The sequence below is a fragment of the Mesorhizobium sp. WSM4983 genome (genome assembly GCF_029625765.1).
GTDB lineage: Bacteria > Pseudomonadota > Alphaproteobacteria > Rhizobiales > Rhizobiaceae > Mesorhizobium.
On record NZ_JARTVM010000007.1, the window covers coordinates 60,445 to 80,651 of the forward strand.

Below are 20,207 nucleotides of genomic sequence, written 5' to 3' on the forward strand. Positions count from 1 at the left end.
CCTCCTTTGGCGGGCTGACTTTGCTCCCATGCACATCCGAGGCCCGCTGTTCGGTGTGCGGACAAGGTTTGCCTTTCTCATGCCGGTGCCTTTGCAGGCGGCTGCAGCCAGTCCGCATCGATCTCAGGCAGCGGGATGGCAGCGAGCAGGTCGCGCGTGTAAGTCTCCTTCGGATTGTCGAAGAGCACGTCGGTTGCGCTGGCTTCGACGATCCTTCCCTCGCGCATGACGATGACTTGCCGGCAGAGCCGCCGGATCACCGACAGATCATGGCTGATGAAGGCGACCGTCAGCCCCATCTCGGCCGCGAGCTTTTCCAGCAGCGTCAGGATCTGTGCCTGCGTCGAGACGTCGAGGCCCGAGACGATCTCGTCGGCCAAAACGAATTTCGGCGACAGCGCCAGCGCCCGTGCGATGCCGACGCGCTGGCGTTGCCCGCCGGACAGCTCGTGGCGGTAACGGCCGACAAAACTCTGCGGCAGGCCGACGCGCTGCAGGGCTTCCGCCACGCGCTCCTTCAGCCGGTCGCCAAGCCCATTCTGCCTCAAGGGTGCCGCGATGATGTTGAAGATGGTGTGCCGCGGGTTGAGCGAGGACATCGGGTCCTGGAAGATCATCTGCAGGTCGCGACGCAGTGGTCTGAGCTCCGCTTCCGAAAGATGGCCGATGTCTCGCCCTTCGAAGCTGATCGAGCCGGCGCTCGGCTCGATCAGCCGCACCAGCGCGCGGCCGAGCGTCGACTTGCCGGAACCGGATTCGCCGACGATGCCGGTCACCGATCCCTTGCGCAGGTCGAAGTCCAGTCCTTTGAGGATCTCGGCCAGTGGCGCCCGGCCGATCAGCGGCTTGCGCGTCATGTCGGGCAGCGCCACCTTCAGCCCGCGGACGGAAAACAGCGGCTCAGCCATGGCTTGGCCTCCACGCCCTGTCGGCGCCCGCGATCTCGTCCGCGAGCCCGGCCAGCACGGTTTCGTTCACCGGCTTCAGCGATGCGTAGGGATCGGTATAGCGCGGCGTCGCCGCGATCAGCGCCCGCGTGTAGGGGTGCTGCGGCGATGCGAACAGGTCGGGGGTCGCGGCTTCTTCGACCACCTTGCCGGCATAGAGCACCGACACTTTCTGGCTGATCTTGGCGACGACACCGAGATCGTGCGTGACGAACAGAAGCGCCGTGCCGTGGTTGCGCTGCAATTGCGCGATGAGGCGCAGGATCTGCTTCTGCACGGTCACGTCCAGCGCCGTCGTCGGCTCGTCGGCGACCATCAGCCTGGGCTCGGCGGCGAAGGCGGCCGCGATCAGCACGCGCTGGCGCATGCCGCCGGAGAGCTCGTGCGGATAGCATTTCAGAACACGTTCGGGCTCGCGGATCTGCACCTCGTCGAGCAACTGCCGGATACGCTTGTCTGCCTTCTCGCCGCTCCAGCCGAGGATGCGCACCAGCCGGTCGGTCATCTGCGGGCCGATGCGGCGCGACGGGTTGAGCGCGGTGAGCGGGTCCTGTGGGATCAGCGCGGTATGCGCGCCGATCAGCGTCCGCCGCGCCTTCGCATCGAGGCGGCCGAGATCCTCGCCCTCGATCAGCATCTCGCCCTCGACGATGCGCACGCTCTTCGGCAGCACGCCGAGCACCGCCTTGCCGATCATCGTCTTGCCGGCGCCGCTCTCGCCGACCAGCGCGCGGACTTCGCCCGGCTGCACGGTGAGCGACACCGAGCGCAGCACGCGCTGGCCGTTGGACAGCACGGCGCTCAAGGAGCGGATTTCGAGGCATGGTTCCATCTTGGCGCTCATCGCAGCACCGGATCGAATCGCGCCTTCAATCCTTCGCCGAACTGGCTGAAGGACAGCACGGTGAGGATCAATGTGATCAGCGGGAACACCAGCACCCACCAGGCCTGGTGGATCGACAGCCGGCCCTCGGCGATGATGCCGCCCCAGGTCGGATCGTCGCTCGAGATCGACAGATTGACGAAGGAGAGGATTGCCTCGACGATGACGGCGATGCCCATCTCAAGCGACAAGAGCGCCACCACCGACGGCAGCACATTGGGCAGGACTTCGCGCAGCATGATGCCGATGCGGCCATAGCCGGCGATGCGCGCGCTCTCGACATAGTCCATGCGCGCCTGACCCATCGCCTCGGCGCGGATCACGCGGCAGAAGCGCGTCCAGTCGATGACGGCGATGGCGATGATGACGGAGCTCAAGCCGGTGCCCAGCACCGCGACCAGGAGGATCGCGAACAGCACCGGCGGGAACGCCATCCAGACATCGACGATGCGCGAGATGACGCGGTCGGCCCAACCGCCGAAATAGCCGGCAATGAGCCCGAGCGCCGAGCCGATGATGCAGGCGGACGCCGCCGCGGCGAAGGCGACGATGAAGGCGATGCGGCCGCCGAAGATCAGCCGTGACAGGAGATCCCTGCCGAGGCTGTCGGTGCCCAGCCAATAGCCGGGCTCGGCGCCATCGAGCCAGAAGGGCGGCAGACGCTCGAGCATCAGGTCCTGCGCCAGCGGATCTTGCGGTACGATCAGCGGCGCCAAGATGGCCGCAAGCAGCGCCAGCAGAAGCCAGCCGCCGGCCAGCCATAGCCGCGGGCTGAAGCGCCGTCGCGAAATGCGCGCCTCATCCATGACGCAGCCTCGGATTGAGCAGCGCATACATCATGTCGACGGCAAGGTTGATCAGCACGAAGAGCAGCGCGAAGACCAGCACGATGCCCTGGATCAGCGGCAGGTCGCGGTTGATGACGGCATCGATCGCCATATTGCCGAGACCCTCATAGGAGAACAGCCGCTCGACGATGACCGTGCCGCCGATCAGGAAGGTGAACTGCACGCCCACCAGCGTCAGCGTTGGCAGCGCCGCGTTCTTCAACGCCTCGCGCAGGATAACCTGCGTTTCGGAAAAGCCTTTGACCCGCGCGAGCACGACATAGTCGAGGTCGAGCACTTCCTTCAGCGACTGTTTCAGGAGTTGCGCGATGATCGCCGCCAGCGGCAACGCCAGCGCGATCGCCGGCATCAGCATGTGCTTGAGCAGGTCCCGGGTGAGGTCGAAGCGGAGCCTGAGAATGCTCTCGGCGAGATAGAACTGGGTGACGAAGGGCAGGTCGAGTTGCGGTGACACTCGACCGGAAATGTCGAACACCGGGATGAGCACGCCGAACAGCAGGATCAGCACCAGGCCCCACAGGAAATCGGGGATGGAGAGCGTCGCGCCGCTGGCGATGTCGATGCCGGCTTCGACGGCCGTGCCACGCGAACGCGCACCGAGGATCGCAGCGGAGACGCCGATCGCCACCGCCATCAAGAGCGCGACGGTGGCCAATTCCAACGTCGCCGGCAGCCGGTTGAAGACGAGGCCGAGCACATCCTGGCGCAGCGAGATCGAAGTGCCGAAATCGCCATGCAGCACGCCGGCGAGCCAGATGAAGAACTGCTGCGCAATACTCTTGTCCAGCCCATAGAGCGCGCGCAGACGCGCTATGTCGTCATTGCTGGCGCCGGGTGGCAGCATCATCGCGATCGGGTCGCCGGGCGCCACGCGGATGACGACGAAGACGACGACGGCGACGCCGAACAGTGTGACCAGCATCGTCATCAGACGAACAAGAAATCTCTGCAGCAGCATGCTCGCTGAGCCTAATGCATTCGGCCCCTCACCGGCCGGATGAGGGGGCCTGCGTCGTTGGAGAAGGTGCGCTGCGCCAGCGCAGCTTCTCAGATGTCATCAGGCCGGGGTCATCAGCGCCGGCAGCAGCGCGCCCGATACATGCTGCACGACATTGACCTTCTTCGAGTGCACGATCGGCTGAGCATACTGCATCAGCGGCAGCACATAGGCCTGCTCGGCGATGTATTTGTCGACGGCCTTCCAGCCGGCGATGCGCTTGGCCTCGTCCTTCTCGCCCCACAGCGGATTGATCATGTCGATCAGGTCCTGGCTGTCCCACACCGAATGCGGGCTAGGTCCATACATGGCAAAGCCGGTCGAGGTGGTCGGATCGCCGATCGCATTCCCCCAGTTGTAGAAGGCGGCCGGCGCCAGCTTGTCGGCGGCCCGCAGCTCGTAATGCTTGGCGATCTCGTAGACCTCGATATTGGCCTCGATGCCGACCTTGCGCCACATGCCGACGATCGCCTGGATCATCTCATAATCCTTGGGCTTGAAGCCCTTGGTCGTTTGGATGGTGAACTTGACCGGCTTCTTGGGCGAATACCCTGAAGCGGCGAGCAGTTCCTTGGCCTTTTCCGGATTGTGCTCGACTTTGATCGACGCGTCGAAGGCCGTGTATTCCGGCGTCTCCAGCGTGGCGATCGGCTGGCCGTAGCCGCGCAGCAGCCGCTTGACCAAGAGCTCCTTGTCCACCGCCATCACAGCCGCTTGGCGGACGTTCTTGTCGAGCATCGCCTCGATGTCGTTGAAGAAGATCATGCCGATGTCGGAGACATTCTTGATCGAGCCGGCGAGTCCGTCCTTGGCGATCAGCCGGTCATATTCTTCATAGGGGATTTCGAGCGTCACCTGCGAGGAGCCGGACTCGACCTCGGCGACGCGGCTTGCCGCGTCGGTGACGAACTTGATCGTCACGTTCTCGAAGGCTGGCTTGGCACCCCAGTAATTCGGATTTGCCTTCAGCCGCAGGAAGGCGTTGCGCTCGAATTTGTCGACCATATAGGGCCCGGTGCCGATCGGCGCCTTCTCGAAGCCTTCTGCGCCTACCTTCTCGTAATAGGCCTTCGGCATGATGTAGCCGGTCAGGAAAGACATCCATTTGAAATAGACCGGATCGAACTGCACGACGTCGGCGGTGATCTTGTTGCCGTCGATCTTGAAGTTGTTGACGTTCTTCCAGACGAACTGGATCGGATTGCCGGTCTTCTCGTCGCCCGCCCGCTGCAGCGACCAGACAACGTCCTCGGCGGTGAAGGGCGAGCCGTCATGCCATTTCACGCCGTCGCGGACCGTCATCGTCACCTTGCTGCGATCGTCGTTCCAACCCCATTCGGTGAGCAGGCCGGGTGTGAAGGAAAGGTCCGGCTTCTGCGGGATGAACTGGTCGAACACCGACTGGTAGAGGCCTTGGATGGTCGGGTTCACCGCCGAAGGCCCGGTCGTCGGGTCCCAGGATGGCAGGTTCACGTTGTAGGCGATGGTGAGCTCGTCCGCCGCCTTGGCTGCCTTCGGCAGTCCGAGTGTCGCCGCGCCAAGCGCTGCTGCGCCAAACCCAAGCAAATCGCGTCTGTTGATGGTCATGGTCGTTCCCCTTGTTGGTTGTCGGTTTTTGACTCATTGTCCGCGCGGCGTTGTTCATTTGGAAGGTCTGGTGGGCAACCGCGCCTTGTCCATCCTGGAATTCTGCTGCTAGTGCCCTCCCAGCTGTTGCGCCAGCATGAAGCCGGATCCGGCACCGGTGCCGGCGCCGGGCCATGTCGCGGCGCCGGTGAGGTAGAGGTTCGACACCGGCGTGTTCCAGCGCGCGAAGCCGCGCGCCGGACGGAAGAGAAAATTCTGCGCCAAATGGTGGCTGCCGCAGATCTGGTCGCCGCCGACGAGGTTCGGATTCTCGCGCTCGAGGTCGAGCGGCGAGAAGATCGCGCGGCCGAGGATCTTCTGGCGCAAACCAGGCGCATAGCTCTCGATGATGTCGAGCACGCGCTCGGAATAGGCGTCCTTGACCGCGTCCCAGGAACCGGGCGCGATCTTGCCGGCGGCATCGCCAAGGATTTCCGCCGGCAGCATGCGCACCTGGACCCAGAGCACGTGCTTGCCTTCTGGCGCCCGCGAGGGATCGACGGCGGTCGGCTGTCCTACGACGAGCACCGGCTGATCGGGCAACACGCCGGAAATCGCCTGCTGATAGGTGCGCGACATGGCATCGAGCGACGGCGCCAGATGCACATAGGCGAAGTGGCGAAGCTCGGCGCCGGCGCTCCAGTCCGGCAGATCGTCCAGTGCCAAATGGATCATCATCGTGCCCGGCGCATGGCGGAACTTTTTCATCGCCGCGTCGAACCCGGCATCGCCGGATCCGTTCGGCAACAGCTTGCCAGTCAGCGCCTTGGGCGCGACGCCGGCAATGACGGCCTTGCTGGCGACATGGAAATCGCCGGAGGCGAGCCGCACGCCGGTCGCGCGGCCGCCGGCGACGGTGATCTCCGCCACCTCCGCGCCGCCCATGATCTTGCCGCCGGCCGCTTTGACCATGCCGACAAGCGCGCGGATGATGGTGTCGGCGCCGCCCTTGCCGAGCACCATGCCAAAACTCTGGTTGGCCATTGATTCCAGATAGGGGAACACGGCGCCGCCAGCGATGTCTGGGGCGAAGTCGAGATGCATGCCCCAGGCCGCGAGCGTGGTTTGCACATGCGGCGTCTCGAAATTGTCCTCGAGCCACGCGCGGGGTGAAGACAGCAACAAGCGGCCGGTATCGAGCGCACCGCCAATGCCTTTCTTGCGCCAAAGATTCCAGGCCGTGCCGGCAAGCGCACGCGGGCTCATCGGCGATCCGAGCAGCGGGAACAGATGCTCCGCCTCGCCTGGAAAGGCCTCGACCAGCCGGCGCCATGTAGCGGCATCGGCCGCGGAGAAGGTGCCGAGCCGCGATGTCGTCTTCTCGAGATCGTTGCTGACGCCAAACCATCTTCCATCCGGGAAAGCGCTGGCGAAACAGTCGGCGACGGGCGAAAATTCCAGCCCGTGGCTTTTCAATTCATTTGCATATTTCCGATGGAAGGGAGAGCCAGCGAACAGGCTCAGGTTCATCGCGCCGAAGTCGTGCCTGAAACCGGGAAGCGTGTATTCCGCGGTCCGGACCGCGCCGCCGATAGTTGTGTTGCGCTCGAAAACTGCGGTTTTCCAGCCTTTGAGCGACAGATGCGCGGCGCAGGCCAGACTGTTGTGGCCCGCCCCGACAAAGATGGCGTCGAACTCGCTCACGCCCTGCCCCAAAATGCTTTATGCTTAAAGATAATTGCAGATGCATATGTTTTCGTCTAGTAGGATATTAAGGGCCGCAACGAGCCTTGATGAGCACGGAACAAGAGGGAACGAAGACAATGGATACGCAGAAACTCCTCGGCGAGGTCGCCGGCCAGCTGCTTTCGGGCGCAATCAAGGTGGTCGACCTGTCGGCGCCGCTCGGGCCCAACACGCCGCTGATCAAGCTGCCGCCGGAGCTTGCCGTCGACACGCCGAAGGTCGAGATCCACCCCATTTCAAAGTATGACAAGAACGGTCCGTGGTGGGCCTGGAACTGGCTGAAGCTCGGCGAGCATTCGGGCACGCATTTCGACGCGCCGCAGCACTGGATCACCGGCAAGGACTATCCGGACGGCGCCACCGACACCATCCCGGCGCAGAATTTCGTCGGTCCGGTCAATGTCATCGACTGCTCAGTGGAAGCCGCCGCCGATCACGATTTCCTTCTCACCGTCGACCACATCAAGGCGTGGGAGGCCGAGCACGGCGCCATCAATGCCGGCGAATGGGTGGTGATGCGCACCGACTGGTACAAGCGCAACGGTTCGGAAGCCGAGTTCCTCAATGCCAACGAGACCGGCCCGCACACGCCCGGCCCGACGGCGGAAGCCATCCAGTTCCTGATCAGCAAGGACATCAAGGGCTGGGGCTCGGAGACGATAGGCACCGATGCCGGCAAGGCCGGCGGCATGGAGCCGCCTTTCCCGGCGCACACGCTGATGCACAAAGCCAACCGCTATGGGCTGGCCAGCCTCTGCAACCTCGACCAGCTGCCGCCGAAAGGCGCGATCCTGATCGCCGCCCCGCTCAAGATCGAGCACGGCACCGGCAGCCCGATCCGCGCCCTGGCGCTGGTGCCGGGCAAATAGGGCGAGGTGGCGGTCTTCGGGAGAAGATCATGCTCGCGGGCAAAAGTGTAGTGGAGAGGTGGGATCGGAGCGACGCTGGCGCCCTACGGCGCCCCCCTCTGTCCTGCCGGACATCTCCCCCACAAGGGGGGAGATTGCACGTCACCTCCGCTTTCGCCAATCTCCGACGTCGTAGGATTGAGCAGGGCGCCGAAACTGCCAATCTCCCCCCAAGTGGGGGAGATGTCCGGCAGGACAGAGGGGGGCGCGAAGGAACTCGCCTTAGTGCGATTGACGTTCACTTCTCGATTGCGAGTGCGCAATGACCGCTGCCGATCACATCATCGTCGGCAGCGGCATCAACGCCCTGGTCTGCGCGGCGATGCTTGGCGCCAAGGGCGCCAAAGTGCTCGTGCTCGAACGCAACGACCGCATCGGCGGCTGCATGCGCACCGACGAGATCACGGCGCCCGGCTTCGTCCATGACGTGATGGCGACGACCTTCGTCCTGTTCATCACCTCGCCGGCCTATGCCGCGCTCGGCAAGGATCTTGCGCGGCACGGCCTTGAATTCTGTCACACGACCACACCCACCGGCGTGCTTCGGCCCGATGGCAGCCATGCCGTGCTCACCACCGACCGGGCCGCCAATATCGCGGCGCTGAACGCCTTTGCCTCCGGCGATGGCGACCGTCATGGCGGCGATGTCGGCGATATCGAACGCAATGCCGGACTGCTCTTCGGCCTGCTCGGTGGCGCGCTCTGGTCCTATCCGACGACGAAGCTCATGGCCGGCGAGGCGTGGCGGCGCGGTCCGCGCGAGCTTGCCGCCGTCCTGGGCGAGGCGCTGGTGCCGGCGCGGGGCTGGCTGGAGACCGCGTACAAGTCCGATACCGTCCGCGCGCTCTGGGCGCCCTGGGTGCTGCATGCCGGGCTTGGGCCGGAAGACGCCTTTTCCGGCCAGATCGCCAAAGTCATCGCGTTCGCGCTGGAGGCGGCCGGCGCACCGATCGTCAAGGGCGGGGCGAAGAACCTGCTCGCCGCCTTCGAAGCGCTGATCAAGGAGCGCGGCGGCGAAATCCGCGTCAACGCCGACGTCGCCTCGATCGTCCAGACCGGCGGCCGTGCCACCGGGGTTTGGCTCGCCTCCGGCGAGACGCTGACGGCGGCAAAGGGCATCATCTGCTCGGTCACGCCGACGCAGCTCTATGGCCGTCTGCTCGGCAACGATGCGCCCGACGCAGCAACCAAGGCCACGCAGTCCTACCGCTACGGCAAGGGCAACTTCCAGCTCCACTACGCGCTGAACAAGCCGCCGGCCTGGCGCGGCGAGGGCCTCGACAAGGTGGCGCTGCTGCATCTGACGCCGGGACTCGATGGTGTGTCGAAAGCCTGCAACGAAGCGGTGCGCGGCCTGTTGCCGGAAGTGCCGACAATCTGCGTCGGCCAGCCCCACGCGCTCGATCCGTCGCGCTGTCCGCCAGGCAAGGCAATCCTGTGGCTGCAGCTTCCGGAAGCGCCGCGCCACATCAAGGGCGATGCCGCCGGCAAGCTCGAGGCCCCAGCCGATGGCCGCTGGAGCGAGGCGCTGCGCGAGGCCTACTCCGACCGCGTCGAGGCGATCCTCGCTCATCACATCGATGGTTTTCGCGACACGATCATCGCGCGCCGCGCCTATTCGCCGGCCGATCTCGAAGCGATGAACATCAACCTGGTCGGCGGCGATCCCTATGGCGGCTCGTCGACCATCGACCAGGCCTTCCTGTGGCGGCCGTTCAAAGCAAGCCGCAACCACGAGACCGGCATCAAGGGCCTCTACCACATCGGCGCGTCGACGCACCCGGGCGCGGGGCTCGGCGGCGGCTCCGGCTTCCTGCTGGCGGGGAGGCTCTGATGGAACAGAAGCTTCCGGAAAAGCGCCAGCGCATCTCGACCCTCGGCCAGATCGGCCTGCAACAATTCGCGCCCTATCTGATGAACCGCATCATGGGCCGCTACAACGCCACCCTGCGAGAAGACTTTCGCAAGCAGGGCCTGACCATTCCGCAGGTGCGCACGCTGGCCGTGCTCTCGGTCACCGACGGCATCACCGTCAACGACCTCTCGGTCTATACGGTGATCGAGCAATCGACCTTGAGTCGCACGCTCGACGCGCTGGAAGGCCAGGGCCTCGTGCGGCGCGAGCAGGGCGTCGCCGACAGCCGCTTCCGCCATGTGTTCCTGACCGATGACGGCCGGGCGCTTTTCACCCGCGCCTGGCCGGCCATGCATGATGCCTTCGAAGCGATGTTCGACGGCGTCGACGATGCCGAATATGCCGCGCTGATCGCGATTCTGCAGAAGATGCTGAAGAACATCCGCAAGCACGACATTTGAGTTTGACGTACGCGCCCGCCGTCCAAACGGCGGTAACGGAAGGAGGCAGAGATGGCCGAACGGTCTTTTGCCAAGGAAGTTGAAAAGCTGAGGCTTGGCGCCGGCCAGGAATTCGCGGGCGAGGGCATCCTCGCCATCACCAAGGCGCTGCTGCAATGCGGCGTCGGCTATGTCGGCGGCTATCAGGGTGCGCCGATCAGCCATCTGATGGATGTGCTCGCCGACGCGCAGGACATTCTGGGCGAGCTCGGCGTGCACTTCGAGGCGAGCGCCTCGGAAGCAACCGCCACCGCCATGCTGGCCGCATCCGTGCACTACCCGATCCGCGGTGCCGCCACCTTCAAGTCGACGGTGGGTACCAATGTCGCCTCGGACGCTTTGGCGAACCTCGCCTCGGGCGGCGTCACCGGCGGCGCGCTGATCATCATCGGCGAGGACTATGGCGAGGGCTCCTCCATCATGCAGGAGCGCAGCCACGCCTTCGCCATGAAGAGCCAGGTCTGGCTGCTCGATCCGCGCCCGAACCTGCCCTCGATCGTCAAGGCGGTCGAGGATGGCTTCGAGCTGTCGGAGGCCTCCAACACGCCGGTCATGCTGCAGGTGCGCATCCGCTGCTGCCACGTCCACGGCCACTTCATCGCCAAGGACAACAAGCGGCCACCTATGTCGGTTGCCGATGCGCTGTCGGCCCCGCGTCGCGACACCGGCCGCATCGTGCTGCCGCCTGCCTCCTTCCTGCACGAGAAGGAGAAGGTCGCCAAGCGCTGGCCGGCGGCGGTCGATTTCATCAAGAGCCGCAAGATCAACGAGGTCTTTGGGCCGGACAATGGCTCGATCGGCATCGTCATGCAGGGCGGCATGTACAATTCGGTCGTCCGCGCGCTGCAGCGGCTCGGCCTTGCCGACACCTATGGCGACACCGACGTGCCGCTTTATGTGCTGAACGCCGTCTATCCGCTCGTCGATGACGAGTTCCTTTCCTTCTGCGAGGGCAAACAGGCGGTGCTGGTCGTCGAAGAAGGCCAGCCCAACTATATCGAGCAGGCCTTTGCCGCGATGCTGCACAAGGCCGGGCGCGGCACCAAGCTGGTCGGCAAGGAGCATCTGCCAATGGCTGGCGAATATACCGGGCAGGTGATGCTGGACGGCATTGGCTCCTTCCTGCGCGCCTATGCTCCGCATCTGCTGCCCGGCGAGGTTCGTGCGCCGAACAAGCTGGGCGAGGGCGTCGACACGGCCGATCTCATCAATGTCGTTCCCGGCCGCCCGCCGGGCTTCTGCATCGGCTGTCCGGAGCGGCCGATCTTCGCTGCGACCAAGCTGGTCGAGCAGGAGCTTGGCAAGCACCACATCGCTTCCGACATCGGCTGCCACCTGTTCTCGATCATGCCGCCCTTCGAGCTCGGCGCCACCACCATGGGCTACGGCCTCGGGCCGGCCTCGGCTTCCGCCTTCAATTCGCCGGAAGCGAAACGCCGCTCGATCTCCTTCGTCGGCGACGGCGGCTTCTGGCATAACGGTCTCACCTCCTCGATCGGCAACGCCGTCTTCAACAAGAATGACGGCGTCATCGTCATCGTCGACAATTTTTACTCGGCCGCCACCGGCGGCCAGGACATCCTGTCCTCGCGCGCCTCGAACCGCACCAAGTCCACAAAACATCCGATCACCGAAGCGGTGAAAGGCATGGGCGTCAAATGGCTGCGCCACATCGACCGCACCTATGACGTCGGCAAGATGCGCGACACGCTGCGCGAGGCGTTGACCACCGAGGAGAAGGGGCCGAAGGTCATCGTCGCCTCGTCCGAATGCATGCTGAACCGCCAGCGCCGCGAGAGGCCGCTGGTCGAGAAGGCGGTGAAGGGCGGCGAGCGGGTCGTCAAGCCGAAATTCGGGGTCGACGAGGACGTCTGCACCGGCGACCACGCCTGCATGCGGCTCTCCGGCTGCCCGTCGCTCTCGGTGAAGTCGCTCGACGATCCGCTGCGCGACGATCCGGTCGCCTCGATTGACCAGAACTGTGTCGGCTGCGGCAATTGCGGCGAGGTGGCGGATGCGGCCGTGCTCTGCCCCTCCTTCTACCGCGCCGATGTCGTGCACAATCCGAGCCGCTGGGACCGTTTCCTGGAAAGCGCGCGCCGCGCCGTGATCGGCCGTTTGCAGCGCCGCCGCGAGAGCCGCCGTTTGATGTTCGCCGATGCTTGAGCAGGCTTCACCGCTGCGCCCGAAGCCGGGCGCCTCTGATGACGAGCGGGTGATAAAACTCGCCGTGCTTGCCGTCGGCGGCCAGGGCGGCGGCGTGCTCGCCGATTGGATCACCGACGTCGCCGAGCGCAGCGGCTACATTGCGCAGTCGACGTCGGTGGCGGGCGTCGCCCAGCGCACCGGGGCGACGATCTATTACATCGAGATGGCGCGCGACACCGGCCGGCTGCCGGTCTTCGCCCTGTCGCCCTCGCAGGGCGACGTCGACATCTTGATCGCCGCCGAGCTGATGGAGGCTGGCCGCGCCATCATCCGCGGTTTCGTCACGCCCGAGCGCACGACGCTGATCGCCTCCTCGCACCGCATCGCCGCCGTCTCGGAAAAGATCGAGCCGGGCGACGGCCGCGCCCCGTCCGAAAAGGTGCATGCGACGGCCGAGGCGGCCGCCAAGCGCTTCATCGCCTTCGATATGGAAAAGATCGCCGCCGAGCACGGCACGATGATCTCGGCCAGCCTGCTCGGCGCGCTGGCCGGTTCTGACGCGCTGCCCTTCGCGCGCGAAAACTACGAGCAGGCGATCGGCGCCGGTGGCCGCGGCGTGAAGGCCAGCCTTGCCGCCTTCGGCGCCGCCTATGACCGGGCGCGCGGCATCGCGGTCGCGACAGCCGGGGATAAGGCAACCGGGAAGCCCGCCGCTCCCGACACCACATCAACGGCGAGGGTCAGTGGTCCCGAGACCCTGCTGAAGGGCTGGCAGGATCTCGCCGCCCGTGTCGCGGCATTACCGAAACCGCTGCGCGACATGGCTGAACGCGGCTTGAAGAAGGTCGTCGATTACCAGGACATCGCCTATGGCGGCGAATATCTCGACCGGCTGGACAAGGCGATCGCGCTGGACAATGCGGAGCGTGGCCATGCGCTGTCGGTCGCGGCCGCGAAACATCTGGCCAACGCCATGTGCTATGACGACATGATCCGCGTCGCCGACCTCAAGACGCGTTCGACCCGCGACAGGCGCGTGCGCAAGGAAGTCGGTGTCAGGGAAGGCTTGGTCCTGCAGGTCACTGAATATTTCCATCCGCGCATCGAGGAATTTTGCGGCACGCTGCCGCTAGCAATCGGCAGTTACATCGAGAACCGCCCGAAGCTCGCCGCCTTCCTTGACCGCCGCATCAACCGCGGCCGCCATATCCGCACCGACAGTTTCACCGGCTTCGCCATGCTCTGGTTCATCGGCGGCCTGCGCCGCTGGCGGCGCCGCCTGCTGCGCCACAAGGTCGAGGTCGAGCATCTGGAGCGCTGGTACGAACTGGCGCTTGCCCATGCGCGCGAAAACTATGCGCTTGGGCTGGAGATCCTGAATTGCCGCCGCTTGATCAAGGGCTACAGCGACACCCACGCCCGTGCCCAGTCGAAATTCGACCGCGTGCTCTCGGCCCTCCCGATGCTCAAGGGCCGCGAAGACGCCGCCGACTGGATCCGCCGCCTGCGCGAAGCGGCGCTGAAGGACGAAAAGGGCGACATGCTCGACGGCGCGCTGAAGACCGTGGCGACGCTCGACGACGCCGCCCGATAACGAGGATGTGATCCATCCTCCTCCGACGGATTTCGACCCCGTCGTCCGTTTCACGGCGGTAGGGATGAATCACGGAGACGAACTTTATGCTCACCAAATATTTGCTGCCGTTCGCATTGGCCGCCGGCACTTTGATGCTCTCCGCCGGCGCGCAGGCCATGCCGATGGCAAAGCCCAGCGCTGCGCCGCTGCCGATCGAGACGGTCGGCTGGCGCTGCGGTCCGGGCTGGCACGTGAACCACTGGGGCAGATGCGTGCCGAACGGTCGCCGGTTCATTCGGCCCGTGCGCCACTGGCATCCGGGCTTCCGGTATCATCACCGCTGGCATCCCGGCTATTGGAGCTGGTGATCGGTTTGAGGGGCGCCCGTGCCGGAAACGGCGCGGGCGGCTTGCTAAGTTCCTCGAGCGAGGATTCAGACAGCCCTCAGAGACGGCGTCTGGACAGCGCCCCCTCTGTCTTGCCGGACATCTTCGCCGCAAGGGGGGAGCTCAGACATCGCGCCGGCCTTCGCCAATCGTCAGTGTCGTACTCTGTTCGACAGCGCAGAGTGGTCGCGGCGCCGAAGCTGCCAATCTCCCCCCAAGTGGGGGAGATGTCCGGCAGGACAGAGGGGGGCGCGAAGGATCTCGACCGATCTCACCTTGTGACGCCGCGTTCCTGCCTCGCGGCTGATGGACAAAGTCGAAGCTCTCACGCCACCAAATCCCGCATCGGCCTCACCGCCGCCGACTCCGGAAACACCTTGTCGCCGAGCACGGCGGCGGAGAGCCCGAACTGCTCGGCAAGCAACCCCTTCAACACCGCGCGCACATCGCTGGTCGGCGCGAGGTCGCGGCCTTGGTAGAGCTGAGCCGGCTTCAGCCCCGGCCAGTCGGCGATGACGCGGCCACCTTTGATCGCGCCGCCGGCGAGCAGCACCACCGTGCCGGTGCCGTGGTCCGTGCCGACGGTGCCGTTGACGCGGGCGGTGCGGCCGAATTCGGTGATGGCGACGATCGCGGTGTCCTTCCAGCGCTCCCCGAGCCCTTTCTCGAATTCCTCGAAGGCGCCATCGAGGCCGCCGAGCAGCTTGGCGAGCCGCCCGGTGGCGCCGCCCTCGTTGACATGCGTGTCCCAGCCGTCGAAGGCCAGCGCCGCAATGCGCGGCCCGTCGTCGGCCGCCATCAGTTTCGCCGCGCCTTGCGCGGACTGGCGCATGCCGGCAGCGTTGGCGAGGCCGCCGCGGGGTTTCATCGTGCTGCCATCGAGCTGGTCGCTCATCGCCATGCGGTCGGCGTCGAGGCCCTTCTGCAGCACCGCTGCCAGCACCGGGTCGCGATGGTTGTAGAGGTCGAGCACACGCTCCGCCAGCGCATCGCTGGGCGTCGGCAGCGCCTGCGGCGCCCAGCCGAGCACGGGTGCTGCGCCACGGATCACCAGCGGCATCGATGGGCCCACCGCCAGCCCGCCGAGCTTGGCCACTCTTTCACCTGCCGGGAGGCTGGCTATCGCCCGATTTAGCCAACCGGTTGTGGCGTTGCCAGGGCCCGGCAGGCCGCTCTCCAGCACATCCTGGCCGTCGAAATGCGAGCGGTCGCGGTAGCCGGTCGCGGCCGCGTGCACCGCGGCCGCCTGACCTGCCTTGAACAGCCGCGCGAACACCGGCATCGCGGGATTGATCGCGAAGAAGCTGTCGAGCGGCAGCGCCGCATTGGCGCCGGAGAGCGACAGCGCGATGTCGCCATGCAGGCCGGCATAGTCGGGGTCACCGAGCGGGCCGATCGTCGACAGCCCATCCAGCGCGCCGCGCAATATGATGACGATCAGGCGCGGATCGCGATGGTCGGCGGCGCGGGCGAAGCGTGGCAGACAGGCCCAGGCAAACAGCGCGCCGCCTGTCGTCAGCACGGCGCGCCGAGATGGATTCGGCGTTTCACAAAGAAGACTCATGCCGCTTCTCCATTGTTCACCGGCGTTGGAATTCCGGCGCCATCAGCAGCAGCGCCAGGCCTTGCTGTCTGGACTCGGCGCGCGCGATCGCTTGGCGCGTCTCGGCCGAGGCGGAGGCGCCGATTACGGCGGAAAGCATGTCATCGGGATTGCCGATGTCGCTCGCCTGACGAGCCGCTTGCCAGGCGATGTCGAGGCGCGTCTTGAGGCCTTCGGCGGACGCCCAGCTATCCGTCCGGTCGGAAAAGCCGTTCGGCCCGGGCGGTTGCCAGAGCGGCTCGCCCAGCGCCCTTAGCCAGCGCAGCGTTCGTTGCGGCTCTTTCCCGGTGGTGGAGCCAATCGCCCGCCGGACCGCTACGGCATAGTCCAACGGCGAGCGCAATTTTGTCAGCGGCAGCGACCAGGCTTCAGGCAGATCGACCAGTGCAAGCGCGAGCGCGCGCAGGTCGCCGTCCGTCTTGGTGAAGATCTCGGCAAGGCGGTCGACTACAGCCGCCGGCGGATCGTCGGCAATGAAATGGCGGGCAAGCTTGGTAGCGATGTGGCGCGCGGTCGCCGGCTGGCGGGCGATGTCGTTGAGCGCGGCCTCGGCCTGGCCCATGCCGCCGGCCGGGTAGGTCTTGCCGAGCAGCACCGCCTCGCCAGGCTGATGCGCATTGGCGTCGAACACAAATGTGCCGGGCTCGCCCAGGCGGCCCTTCCGTCCGGCCATCGTCCAGCCGGTGAGCGCTCCCGCGAAACTCGTGACATCCGCCTGGCTATAGCCGCCGTCGACGCCCAGTGTGTGCAATTCCAGGATCTCGCGGGCGAGGTTCTCGTTGAGGCCGCGGCCGCGCCTTTTTCCGGCGCGCGAATCCGGTCCGGTCGATTGTCGGTTGTCGAGGTAGAACAGCATCGCCGGGTGATGCTCGACGGCCAGCAGCATGTCGGCGAAGCGGCCGAGCACGAAGGGGCGGACAGCCTCGCGCTCGAAAGCGCCGGCGCAGGCCCGCACGAGTTGGCCCTTGGCGGTCGAGACGCAGAAATGGTTCGACCAGAAACCGACCAGTCTTTCGACAAAGCCCGGTGCGGCACCGAGCGCCTTGTCGAAACGGGCTTGCGCTTCATCCCGATAGATATCGGCCTCGACCGGCGGCACGCCTGACTTGCGTTTTGCCTCGGCTGAGCCGTCCGAAGTGTCTGCCGCAGGCTGCATGGCGGGCGCTGGCTTCTCCCGCGCTGCCTTGCGCTCCGCGGCGGCGGCCATGCTGGCCTGGATCGCGGCGGTGCTGTCCAACAAGCCGGCATTTTTTGAATCGTCGGCCGAGACAAGCGCGACATCCAACAGCTCGAGCTCGGCCTTCAGATAACCGCGCGCATCGGCCGCAATCTTGCCGAGATCGTCACCAGGTTTCGCGCCAAGCCCGAAGCGGTTGAGCGCGACCAAGGCTGGATCGGGCGGAACGGCATTTGGAACGGATAGAGCCAACAGAGCCTCAGTCGCGGACCGACGCAGGTCGCGTCGGCGGTATCTCCACGGTCGAAAAGCCTTATGATGCCGGAATCGACATGATGAGGCCGGCAGGGGCTTACCAGCGGCGCCAGTAACGATCGCCGTGCCACGGACGCCAGGCCGGGCCGATATAGACGCTTGGGCCACCCCAGTAGTAATAGCCCGGATAGATCACGCGGCGGTTGGGCACGCAGCGACCCCACCGGTTGGGGTGCCAGCCGGGGCCGCAGCCCCAGGCCACATGCTCGACAATCGCAGGCGCCGCAGGCGCCGCAAGCGGCATTGCCGAGGCTGCACTTGCCGCGGCAGTCCCGCCGATGGCAAGCGCAGCCGCAACAGAATATTTCGTCAGACCATTCATGGGATACTCCGAAGTTTCTCGAGGTTGAACCGGCCACGTCGCGTTCGCGTGGCGGCAGGCGTGTCCCTCTTTTTCTTTGAACGGAGACGGCCGGCGCTTTCCGTCGCTCTTATGGCGTATTTTTTGCCGGGATGGGCCGCTGCCTGCCGACATGACGCAATAGGGCGTCGGCCAGCAGCTTACGGTCATCTAGCGGGCTCGACGCGGCGAATTCGACGATGCGCTGTTCCAGCCGGCTGCGGATGGTGGCGTCGGCATTGCGCGCCCGCTCCAGGGCTGCGGCCAGAGCGTTGGCGTCGAGCGTCGGCTGCTGCAAGAGGTTGGCCGCCTCACGCCGCGCCTGCTGTCCGTCGAGGATGACTGCGCGCGACTCGCGCCGAACCTCGCGCAACGCCTGGCGGAATACCTTGCGGTCGCTGGCGGGAAGCTGACCGCCGGCCGATTCCAGCGAATAGCCGCCTCCGGAACGGCCGATCAGCCAGCCTGCACCGCCGGCGACGGCACCGATCAGGAAGACGTTCAGCACCAGCGATGCCGCGAAAAGACGAGCGCTCATAGGTCCTCCGTGTCGGCGTCGGGAGCGGCATCGCCGAACGACGTTGCGTTGGCATCCATCACATAATGGTCGGACGTGGCATCTGGCGTGACAACGGTGACCAGCGCCAGCCCGACCACGGCGCCGGCAAGGCCGACGCCGGCAAGTCCAAAGCCCAGCCACCAAAACCGGCGGCGCCGCCCCTGGCTGAGCTGCGTGGTGGCCCGTGCGACAATCTCGCCATGCAGCGTCCGGCTTGGGGCTTCGACGTGATGACGGTCGAGAATGGCATCGAGCCTGCCGGCGGTCGCCAGAATGGCGCGACTCTCTTCGCTCTCCGCAAACAGCGTGGCGGCAGCCTGGTCGGCCCGCGGCCAGCGATGCAGGGCGCTGCCATAGGCGTCCGCAAGTGCAGCGAAGCGTTGGGCACTCATCGCCCCGTCAGCGGCCTTTCTTTCGTCAGCCATCTCGTTTCCCCTTCCACGGGTTTGACGTGGCCACCCAAGTCCCAACCGCCGCCAGCTGCTCAGTCATCGCCATCTCCGATGAGCATGGCTTGCAGCGAGCGTCGACCCCGCGCGAGCAGGCTTTCCAGCGCATCGACGCTGACCTGCATGGCGCCGGCGGCCTCGATGTTGGACATCTCCTGATAATAGACGAGCACGATCGCCTCGCGCTGGCGCGGCGCGATGCGCAGCAGCGCCTGCTGGACGCGCCGGCCTTCGTCTCCGGCGTCGGGAAGCGGTGCCTCGTCCGCAGCCTCCGGCAGTTCGTCCGTCACCCATTCGCGGCGCCGCCGCAGCCGGTCGTAGCAGAGATTGAGCGCCACCCGGTGGACCCAGGTGTCGAAACGCGCATGACCTTGGCGCCAGCCAGAGGCATGACGCCAGATGCGCACGAAGGTCTCCTGGGCGACGTCCTCGGCCTCGGCGGCATCGCCGAGCATGCGGGTGGCGAGCGAAAGCAGGCGCGGCAGCTTGCGCGCCACCATCGCCTGCACGGCGGCTTGATCGCCGGCACCGATGCGCCGTACCAGTTCCTCGTCCGGATCGGCGCCCATCAAGCGGGGCGCTCCCAATGATCATGGTGCTGCATGACCTCTCGGTCATTGCTCCTGATTGGGAGCGGTTTTGTGGCCCGGCCGTTCCTCGGCGCTCATAACGCCGTCGCCGTTCTTGTCGAGCCTGGCGAAGCGCTTGGCCAAGAAGGCGTCGAGCTCGGATTTGTCGACGAAGCCGTCCTTGTTGGCGTCCATGCGCGCGAAGGATTTGGCAGGATCGCCCTTGGCCTTGCGCTGGGTCTGGAACGCCGTCCACTCGGCGAGGCTGACCTTGCCGTCGCGGTCGGTGTCGGCCCGCATGAAAGCCTTTTCCCGGCGCGCCTCGAACTTTTCCAGGGTGATGCCCGGCCTGGCGGAGGCGGATGCGATTGGCGCCGGCTGCGCCGGCGCGGTGGCAGGCGTCGCTGTCTGGGCGGCCGCGGCGGCGGCCTGCAGGCCAAGGGCAACGACAAATATCGAACGGCGGATCATGCTCTCGTCTCCGGTTGCGCATGGCCATTGGCGGCCACGCTTCAGCCGTTAAACGCGGCAACAGGGAAAATCCGTCGGTCGTTTCTGACGAGACAATTAGCAAGAGTCCGGCAAGAAGCCGGGCCGGAGCCAATCGGGAACGAGGGTGAGCGAAACTATTTCCGTTCGTCGACCACCATCAGCTGATCCGGCTTGAAGCCGGCATGTTGCGGGGTCCACACGTCGCCATCACGGTTGAACCAGTGGCACAGATACGTGCCCGAGGCAGCGCCATCACTCACCGTCATCTCCGGGCCTCCGGATTTTAGCCTGACGATGTCACCGGTCTTGAAAGTGTTGGGCATTTTGGCCTCCTTGCTAGAGA

20 protein-coding genes are annotated in these 20,207 nt (G+C 65.8%); 6 read left to right on the top strand and 14 right to left on the bottom strand.

What is annotated here, in order from left to right; translation table 11 throughout:
* Positions 1-77: 77 nt before the first annotated feature.
* The 6 genes from P9254_RS19475 to P9254_RS19500 form a co-directional block, all read right to left on the bottom strand.
* Positions 78-908, bottom strand: a complete 831-nt coding sequence (locus P9254_RS19475; RefSeq protein ID WP_278057249.1) for an ATP-binding cassette domain-containing protein — start codon at positions 906-908, stop codon at positions 78-80.
* A complete protein-coding gene (locus P9254_RS19480) occupies positions 901-1,779 on the bottom strand; it encodes an ABC transporter ATP-binding protein (protein WP_442920334.1) in 879 nt (292 codons plus the stop codon). The genes P9254_RS19475 and P9254_RS19480 overlap by 8 nt, the downstream gene beginning before the upstream one ends.
* A gap of 8 nt (positions 1,780-1,787) precedes the next feature.
* On the bottom strand, positions 1,788-2,636 hold the full coding sequence (locus P9254_RS19485) for an ABC transporter permease (RefSeq protein ID WP_127241715.1): 849 nt from the start codon (positions 2,634-2,636) through the stop codon (positions 1,788-1,790).
* Positions 2,629-3,636: an ABC transporter permease gene (locus tag P9254_RS19490; RefSeq protein ID WP_127241716.1), complete on the bottom strand. Its 1,008-nt coding sequence runs from the start codon at positions 3,634-3,636 to the stop codon at positions 2,629-2,631. The genes P9254_RS19485 and P9254_RS19490 overlap by 8 nt, the downstream gene beginning before the upstream one ends.
* A 99-nt stretch (positions 3,637-3,735) precedes the next feature.
* Complete coding sequence (locus tag P9254_RS19495) at positions 3,736-5,262, bottom strand: ABC transporter substrate-binding protein (RefSeq protein ID WP_067324433.1); 1,527 nt, start codon at positions 5,260-5,262, stop codon at positions 3,736-3,738.
* 108 nt (positions 5,263-5,370) lie between these two features.
* Positions 5,371-6,945 carry a phytoene desaturase family protein gene (locus tag P9254_RS19500; protein WP_278057251.1) on the bottom strand — a complete coding sequence of 525 codons (1,575 nt, stop codon included), beginning with the start codon at positions 6,943-6,945 and terminating at the stop codon, positions 5,371-5,373.
* A 119-nt stretch (positions 6,946-7,064) separates the two neighbouring features.
* On the opposite strand from P9254_RS19500, the gene P9254_RS19505 reads away from it, so the two are divergent.
* The 6 genes from P9254_RS19505 to P9254_RS19530 all read left to right on the top strand — a co-directional run bounded on the left by P9254_RS19505 (position 7,065) and on the right by P9254_RS19530 (position 14,342).
* Positions 7,065-7,856 (top strand): cyclase family protein, encoded by a 792-nt coding sequence (locus tag P9254_RS19505; RefSeq protein WP_278052507.1) that lies wholly within the window; start codon positions 7,065-7,067, stop codon positions 7,854-7,856.
* Positions 7,857-8,157: 301 nt separating this feature from the next.
* Positions 8,158-9,729 (top strand): phytoene desaturase family protein, encoded by a 1,572-nt coding sequence (locus P9254_RS19510; RefSeq protein ID WP_278057252.1) that lies wholly within the window; start codon positions 8,158-8,160, stop codon positions 9,727-9,729.
* A complete protein-coding gene (locus P9254_RS19515; RefSeq protein ID WP_067324441.1) occupies positions 9,729-10,211 on the top strand; it encodes a MarR family winged helix-turn-helix transcriptional regulator in 483 nt (160 codons plus the stop codon). Before P9254_RS19510 ends, P9254_RS19515 begins: the two co-directional genes overlap by 1 nt.
* Before the next feature lie 51 nt (positions 10,212-10,262).
* Entirely contained in the window at positions 10,263-12,416 is a 2,154-nt protein-coding gene (locus tag P9254_RS19520) for an indolepyruvate ferredoxin oxidoreductase subunit alpha (RefSeq protein ID WP_278057253.1), read from the top strand.
* Positions 12,409-13,992 (top strand): indolepyruvate oxidoreductase subunit beta family protein, encoded by a 1,584-nt coding sequence (locus P9254_RS19525; protein ID WP_278057254.1) that lies wholly within the window; start codon positions 12,409-12,411, stop codon positions 13,990-13,992. Before P9254_RS19520 ends, P9254_RS19525 begins: the two co-directional genes overlap by 8 nt.
* 86 nt (positions 13,993-14,078) lie before the next feature.
* Positions 14,079-14,342 (top strand): GCG_CRPN prefix-to-repeats domain-containing protein, encoded by a 264-nt coding sequence (locus P9254_RS19530; protein ID WP_095831280.1) that lies wholly within the window; start codon positions 14,079-14,081, stop codon positions 14,340-14,342.
* Positions 14,343-14,685: 343 nt separating this feature from the next.
* Here the strand turns inward: P9254_RS19530 and P9254_RS19535 are convergent, their stop codons facing one another.
* The 8 genes from P9254_RS19535 to P9254_RS19570 form a co-directional block, all read right to left on the bottom strand.
* Positions 14,686-15,924, bottom strand: coding sequence for a DUF1501 domain-containing protein (locus tag P9254_RS19535; protein WP_278057255.1), 1,239 nt, complete (start codon positions 15,922-15,924; stop codon positions 14,686-14,688).
* A gap of 16 nt (positions 15,925-15,940) precedes the next feature.
* Entirely contained in the window at positions 15,941-17,392 is a 1,452-nt protein-coding gene (locus P9254_RS19540) for a DUF1800 domain-containing protein (RefSeq protein WP_278057256.1), read from the bottom strand.
* A 100-nt stretch (positions 17,393-17,492) separates the two neighbouring features.
* Complete coding sequence (locus tag P9254_RS19545) at positions 17,493-17,777, bottom strand: GCG_CRPN prefix-to-repeats domain-containing protein (RefSeq protein WP_067003691.1); 285 nt, start codon at positions 17,775-17,777, stop codon at positions 17,493-17,495.
* A gap of 109 nt (positions 17,778-17,886) precedes the next feature.
* Entirely contained in the window at positions 17,887-18,333 is a 447-nt protein-coding gene (locus P9254_RS19550) for a periplasmic heavy metal sensor (protein ID WP_067003693.1), read from the bottom strand.
* Positions 18,330-18,779 carry a hypothetical protein gene (locus tag P9254_RS19555; protein WP_278057257.1) on the bottom strand — a complete coding sequence of 150 codons (450 nt, stop codon included), beginning with the start codon at positions 18,777-18,779 and terminating at the stop codon, positions 18,330-18,332. The genes P9254_RS19550 and P9254_RS19555 overlap by 4 nt, the downstream gene beginning before the upstream one ends.
* 59 nt (positions 18,780-18,838) lie before the next feature.
* On the bottom strand, positions 18,839-19,372 hold the full coding sequence (locus P9254_RS19560; protein ID WP_067324453.1) for an RNA polymerase sigma factor: 534 nt from the start codon (positions 19,370-19,372) through the stop codon (positions 18,839-18,841).
* Between the two features lie 45 nt (positions 19,373-19,417).
* Entirely contained in the window at positions 19,418-19,843 is a 426-nt protein-coding gene (locus P9254_RS19565; protein WP_278057258.1) for an EF-hand domain-containing protein, read from the bottom strand.
* 155 nt (positions 19,844-19,998) lie between these two features.
* Complete coding sequence (locus P9254_RS19570) at positions 19,999-20,187, bottom strand: YodC family protein (protein WP_067324751.1); 189 nt, start codon at positions 20,185-20,187, stop codon at positions 19,999-20,001.
* Between the last annotated feature and the right edge of the window lie 20 nt (positions 20,188-20,207).

Excerpts from the sequence above, each read along its gene's own strand:
- P9254_RS19480 (WP_442920334.1), bottom strand. The coding sequence starts at position 1,779 with ATGGAACCATGCCTCGAAATCCGCTCCTTGAGCGCCGTGCTGTCCAAC.
- P9254_RS19495 (WP_067324433.1), bottom strand. The coding sequence starts at position 5,262 with ATGACCATCAACAGACGCGATTTGCTTGGGTTTGGCGCAGCAGCGCTT.
- P9254_RS19505 (WP_278052507.1), top strand. The coding sequence starts at position 7,065 with ATGGATACGCAGAAACTCCTCGGCGAGGTCGCCGGCCAGCTGCTTTCG.
- P9254_RS19535 (WP_278057255.1), bottom strand. The coding sequence starts at position 15,924 with ATGAGTCTTCTTTGTGAAACGCCGAATCCATCTCGGCGCGCCGTGCTG.
- P9254_RS19560 (WP_067324453.1), bottom strand. The coding sequence starts at position 19,372 with ATGGGCGCCGATCCGGACGAGGAACTGGTACGGCGCATCGGTGCCGGC.
- P9254_RS19545 (WP_067003691.1), bottom strand. The coding sequence starts at position 17,777 with ATGAATGGTCTGACGAAATATTCTGTTGCGGCTGCGCTTGCCATCGGC.
- P9254_RS19515 (WP_067324441.1), top strand. The coding sequence starts at position 9,729 with ATGGAACAGAAGCTTCCGGAAAAGCGCCAGCGCATCTCGACCCTCGGC.
- P9254_RS19555 (WP_278057257.1), bottom strand. The coding sequence starts at position 18,779 with ATGGCTGACGAAAGAAAGGCCGCTGACGGGGCGATGAGTGCCCAACGC.
- P9254_RS19485 (WP_127241715.1), bottom strand. The coding sequence starts at position 2,636 with ATGGATGAGGCGCGCATTTCGCGACGGCGCTTCAGCCCGCGGCTATGG.
- P9254_RS19525 (WP_278057254.1), top strand. The coding sequence starts at position 12,409 with ATGCTTGAGCAGGCTTCACCGCTGCGCCCGAAGCCGGGCGCCTCTGAT.
- P9254_RS19475 (WP_278057249.1), bottom strand. The coding sequence starts at position 908 with ATGGCTGAGCCGCTGTTTTCCGTCCGCGGGCTGAAGGTGGCGCTGCCC.
- P9254_RS19570 (WP_067324751.1), bottom strand. The coding sequence starts at position 20,187 with ATGCCCAACACTTTCAAGACCGGTGACATCGTCAGGCTAAAATCCGGA.
- P9254_RS19510 (WP_278057252.1), top strand. The coding sequence starts at position 8,158 with ATGACCGCTGCCGATCACATCATCGTCGGCAGCGGCATCAACGCCCTG.
- P9254_RS19550 (WP_067003693.1), bottom strand. The coding sequence starts at position 18,333 with ATGAGCGCTCGTCTTTTCGCGGCATCGCTGGTGCTGAACGTCTTCCTG.
- P9254_RS19565 (WP_278057258.1), bottom strand. The coding sequence starts at position 19,843 with ATGATCCGCCGTTCGATATTTGTCGTTGCCCTTGGCCTGCAGGCCGCC.
- P9254_RS19520 (WP_278057253.1), top strand. The coding sequence starts at position 10,263 with ATGGCCGAACGGTCTTTTGCCAAGGAAGTTGAAAAGCTGAGGCTTGGC.
- P9254_RS19530 (WP_095831280.1), top strand. The coding sequence starts at position 14,079 with ATGCTCACCAAATATTTGCTGCCGTTCGCATTGGCCGCCGGCACTTTG.
- P9254_RS19490 (WP_127241716.1), bottom strand. The coding sequence starts at position 3,636 with ATGCTGCTGCAGAGATTTCTTGTTCGTCTGATGACGATGCTGGTCACA.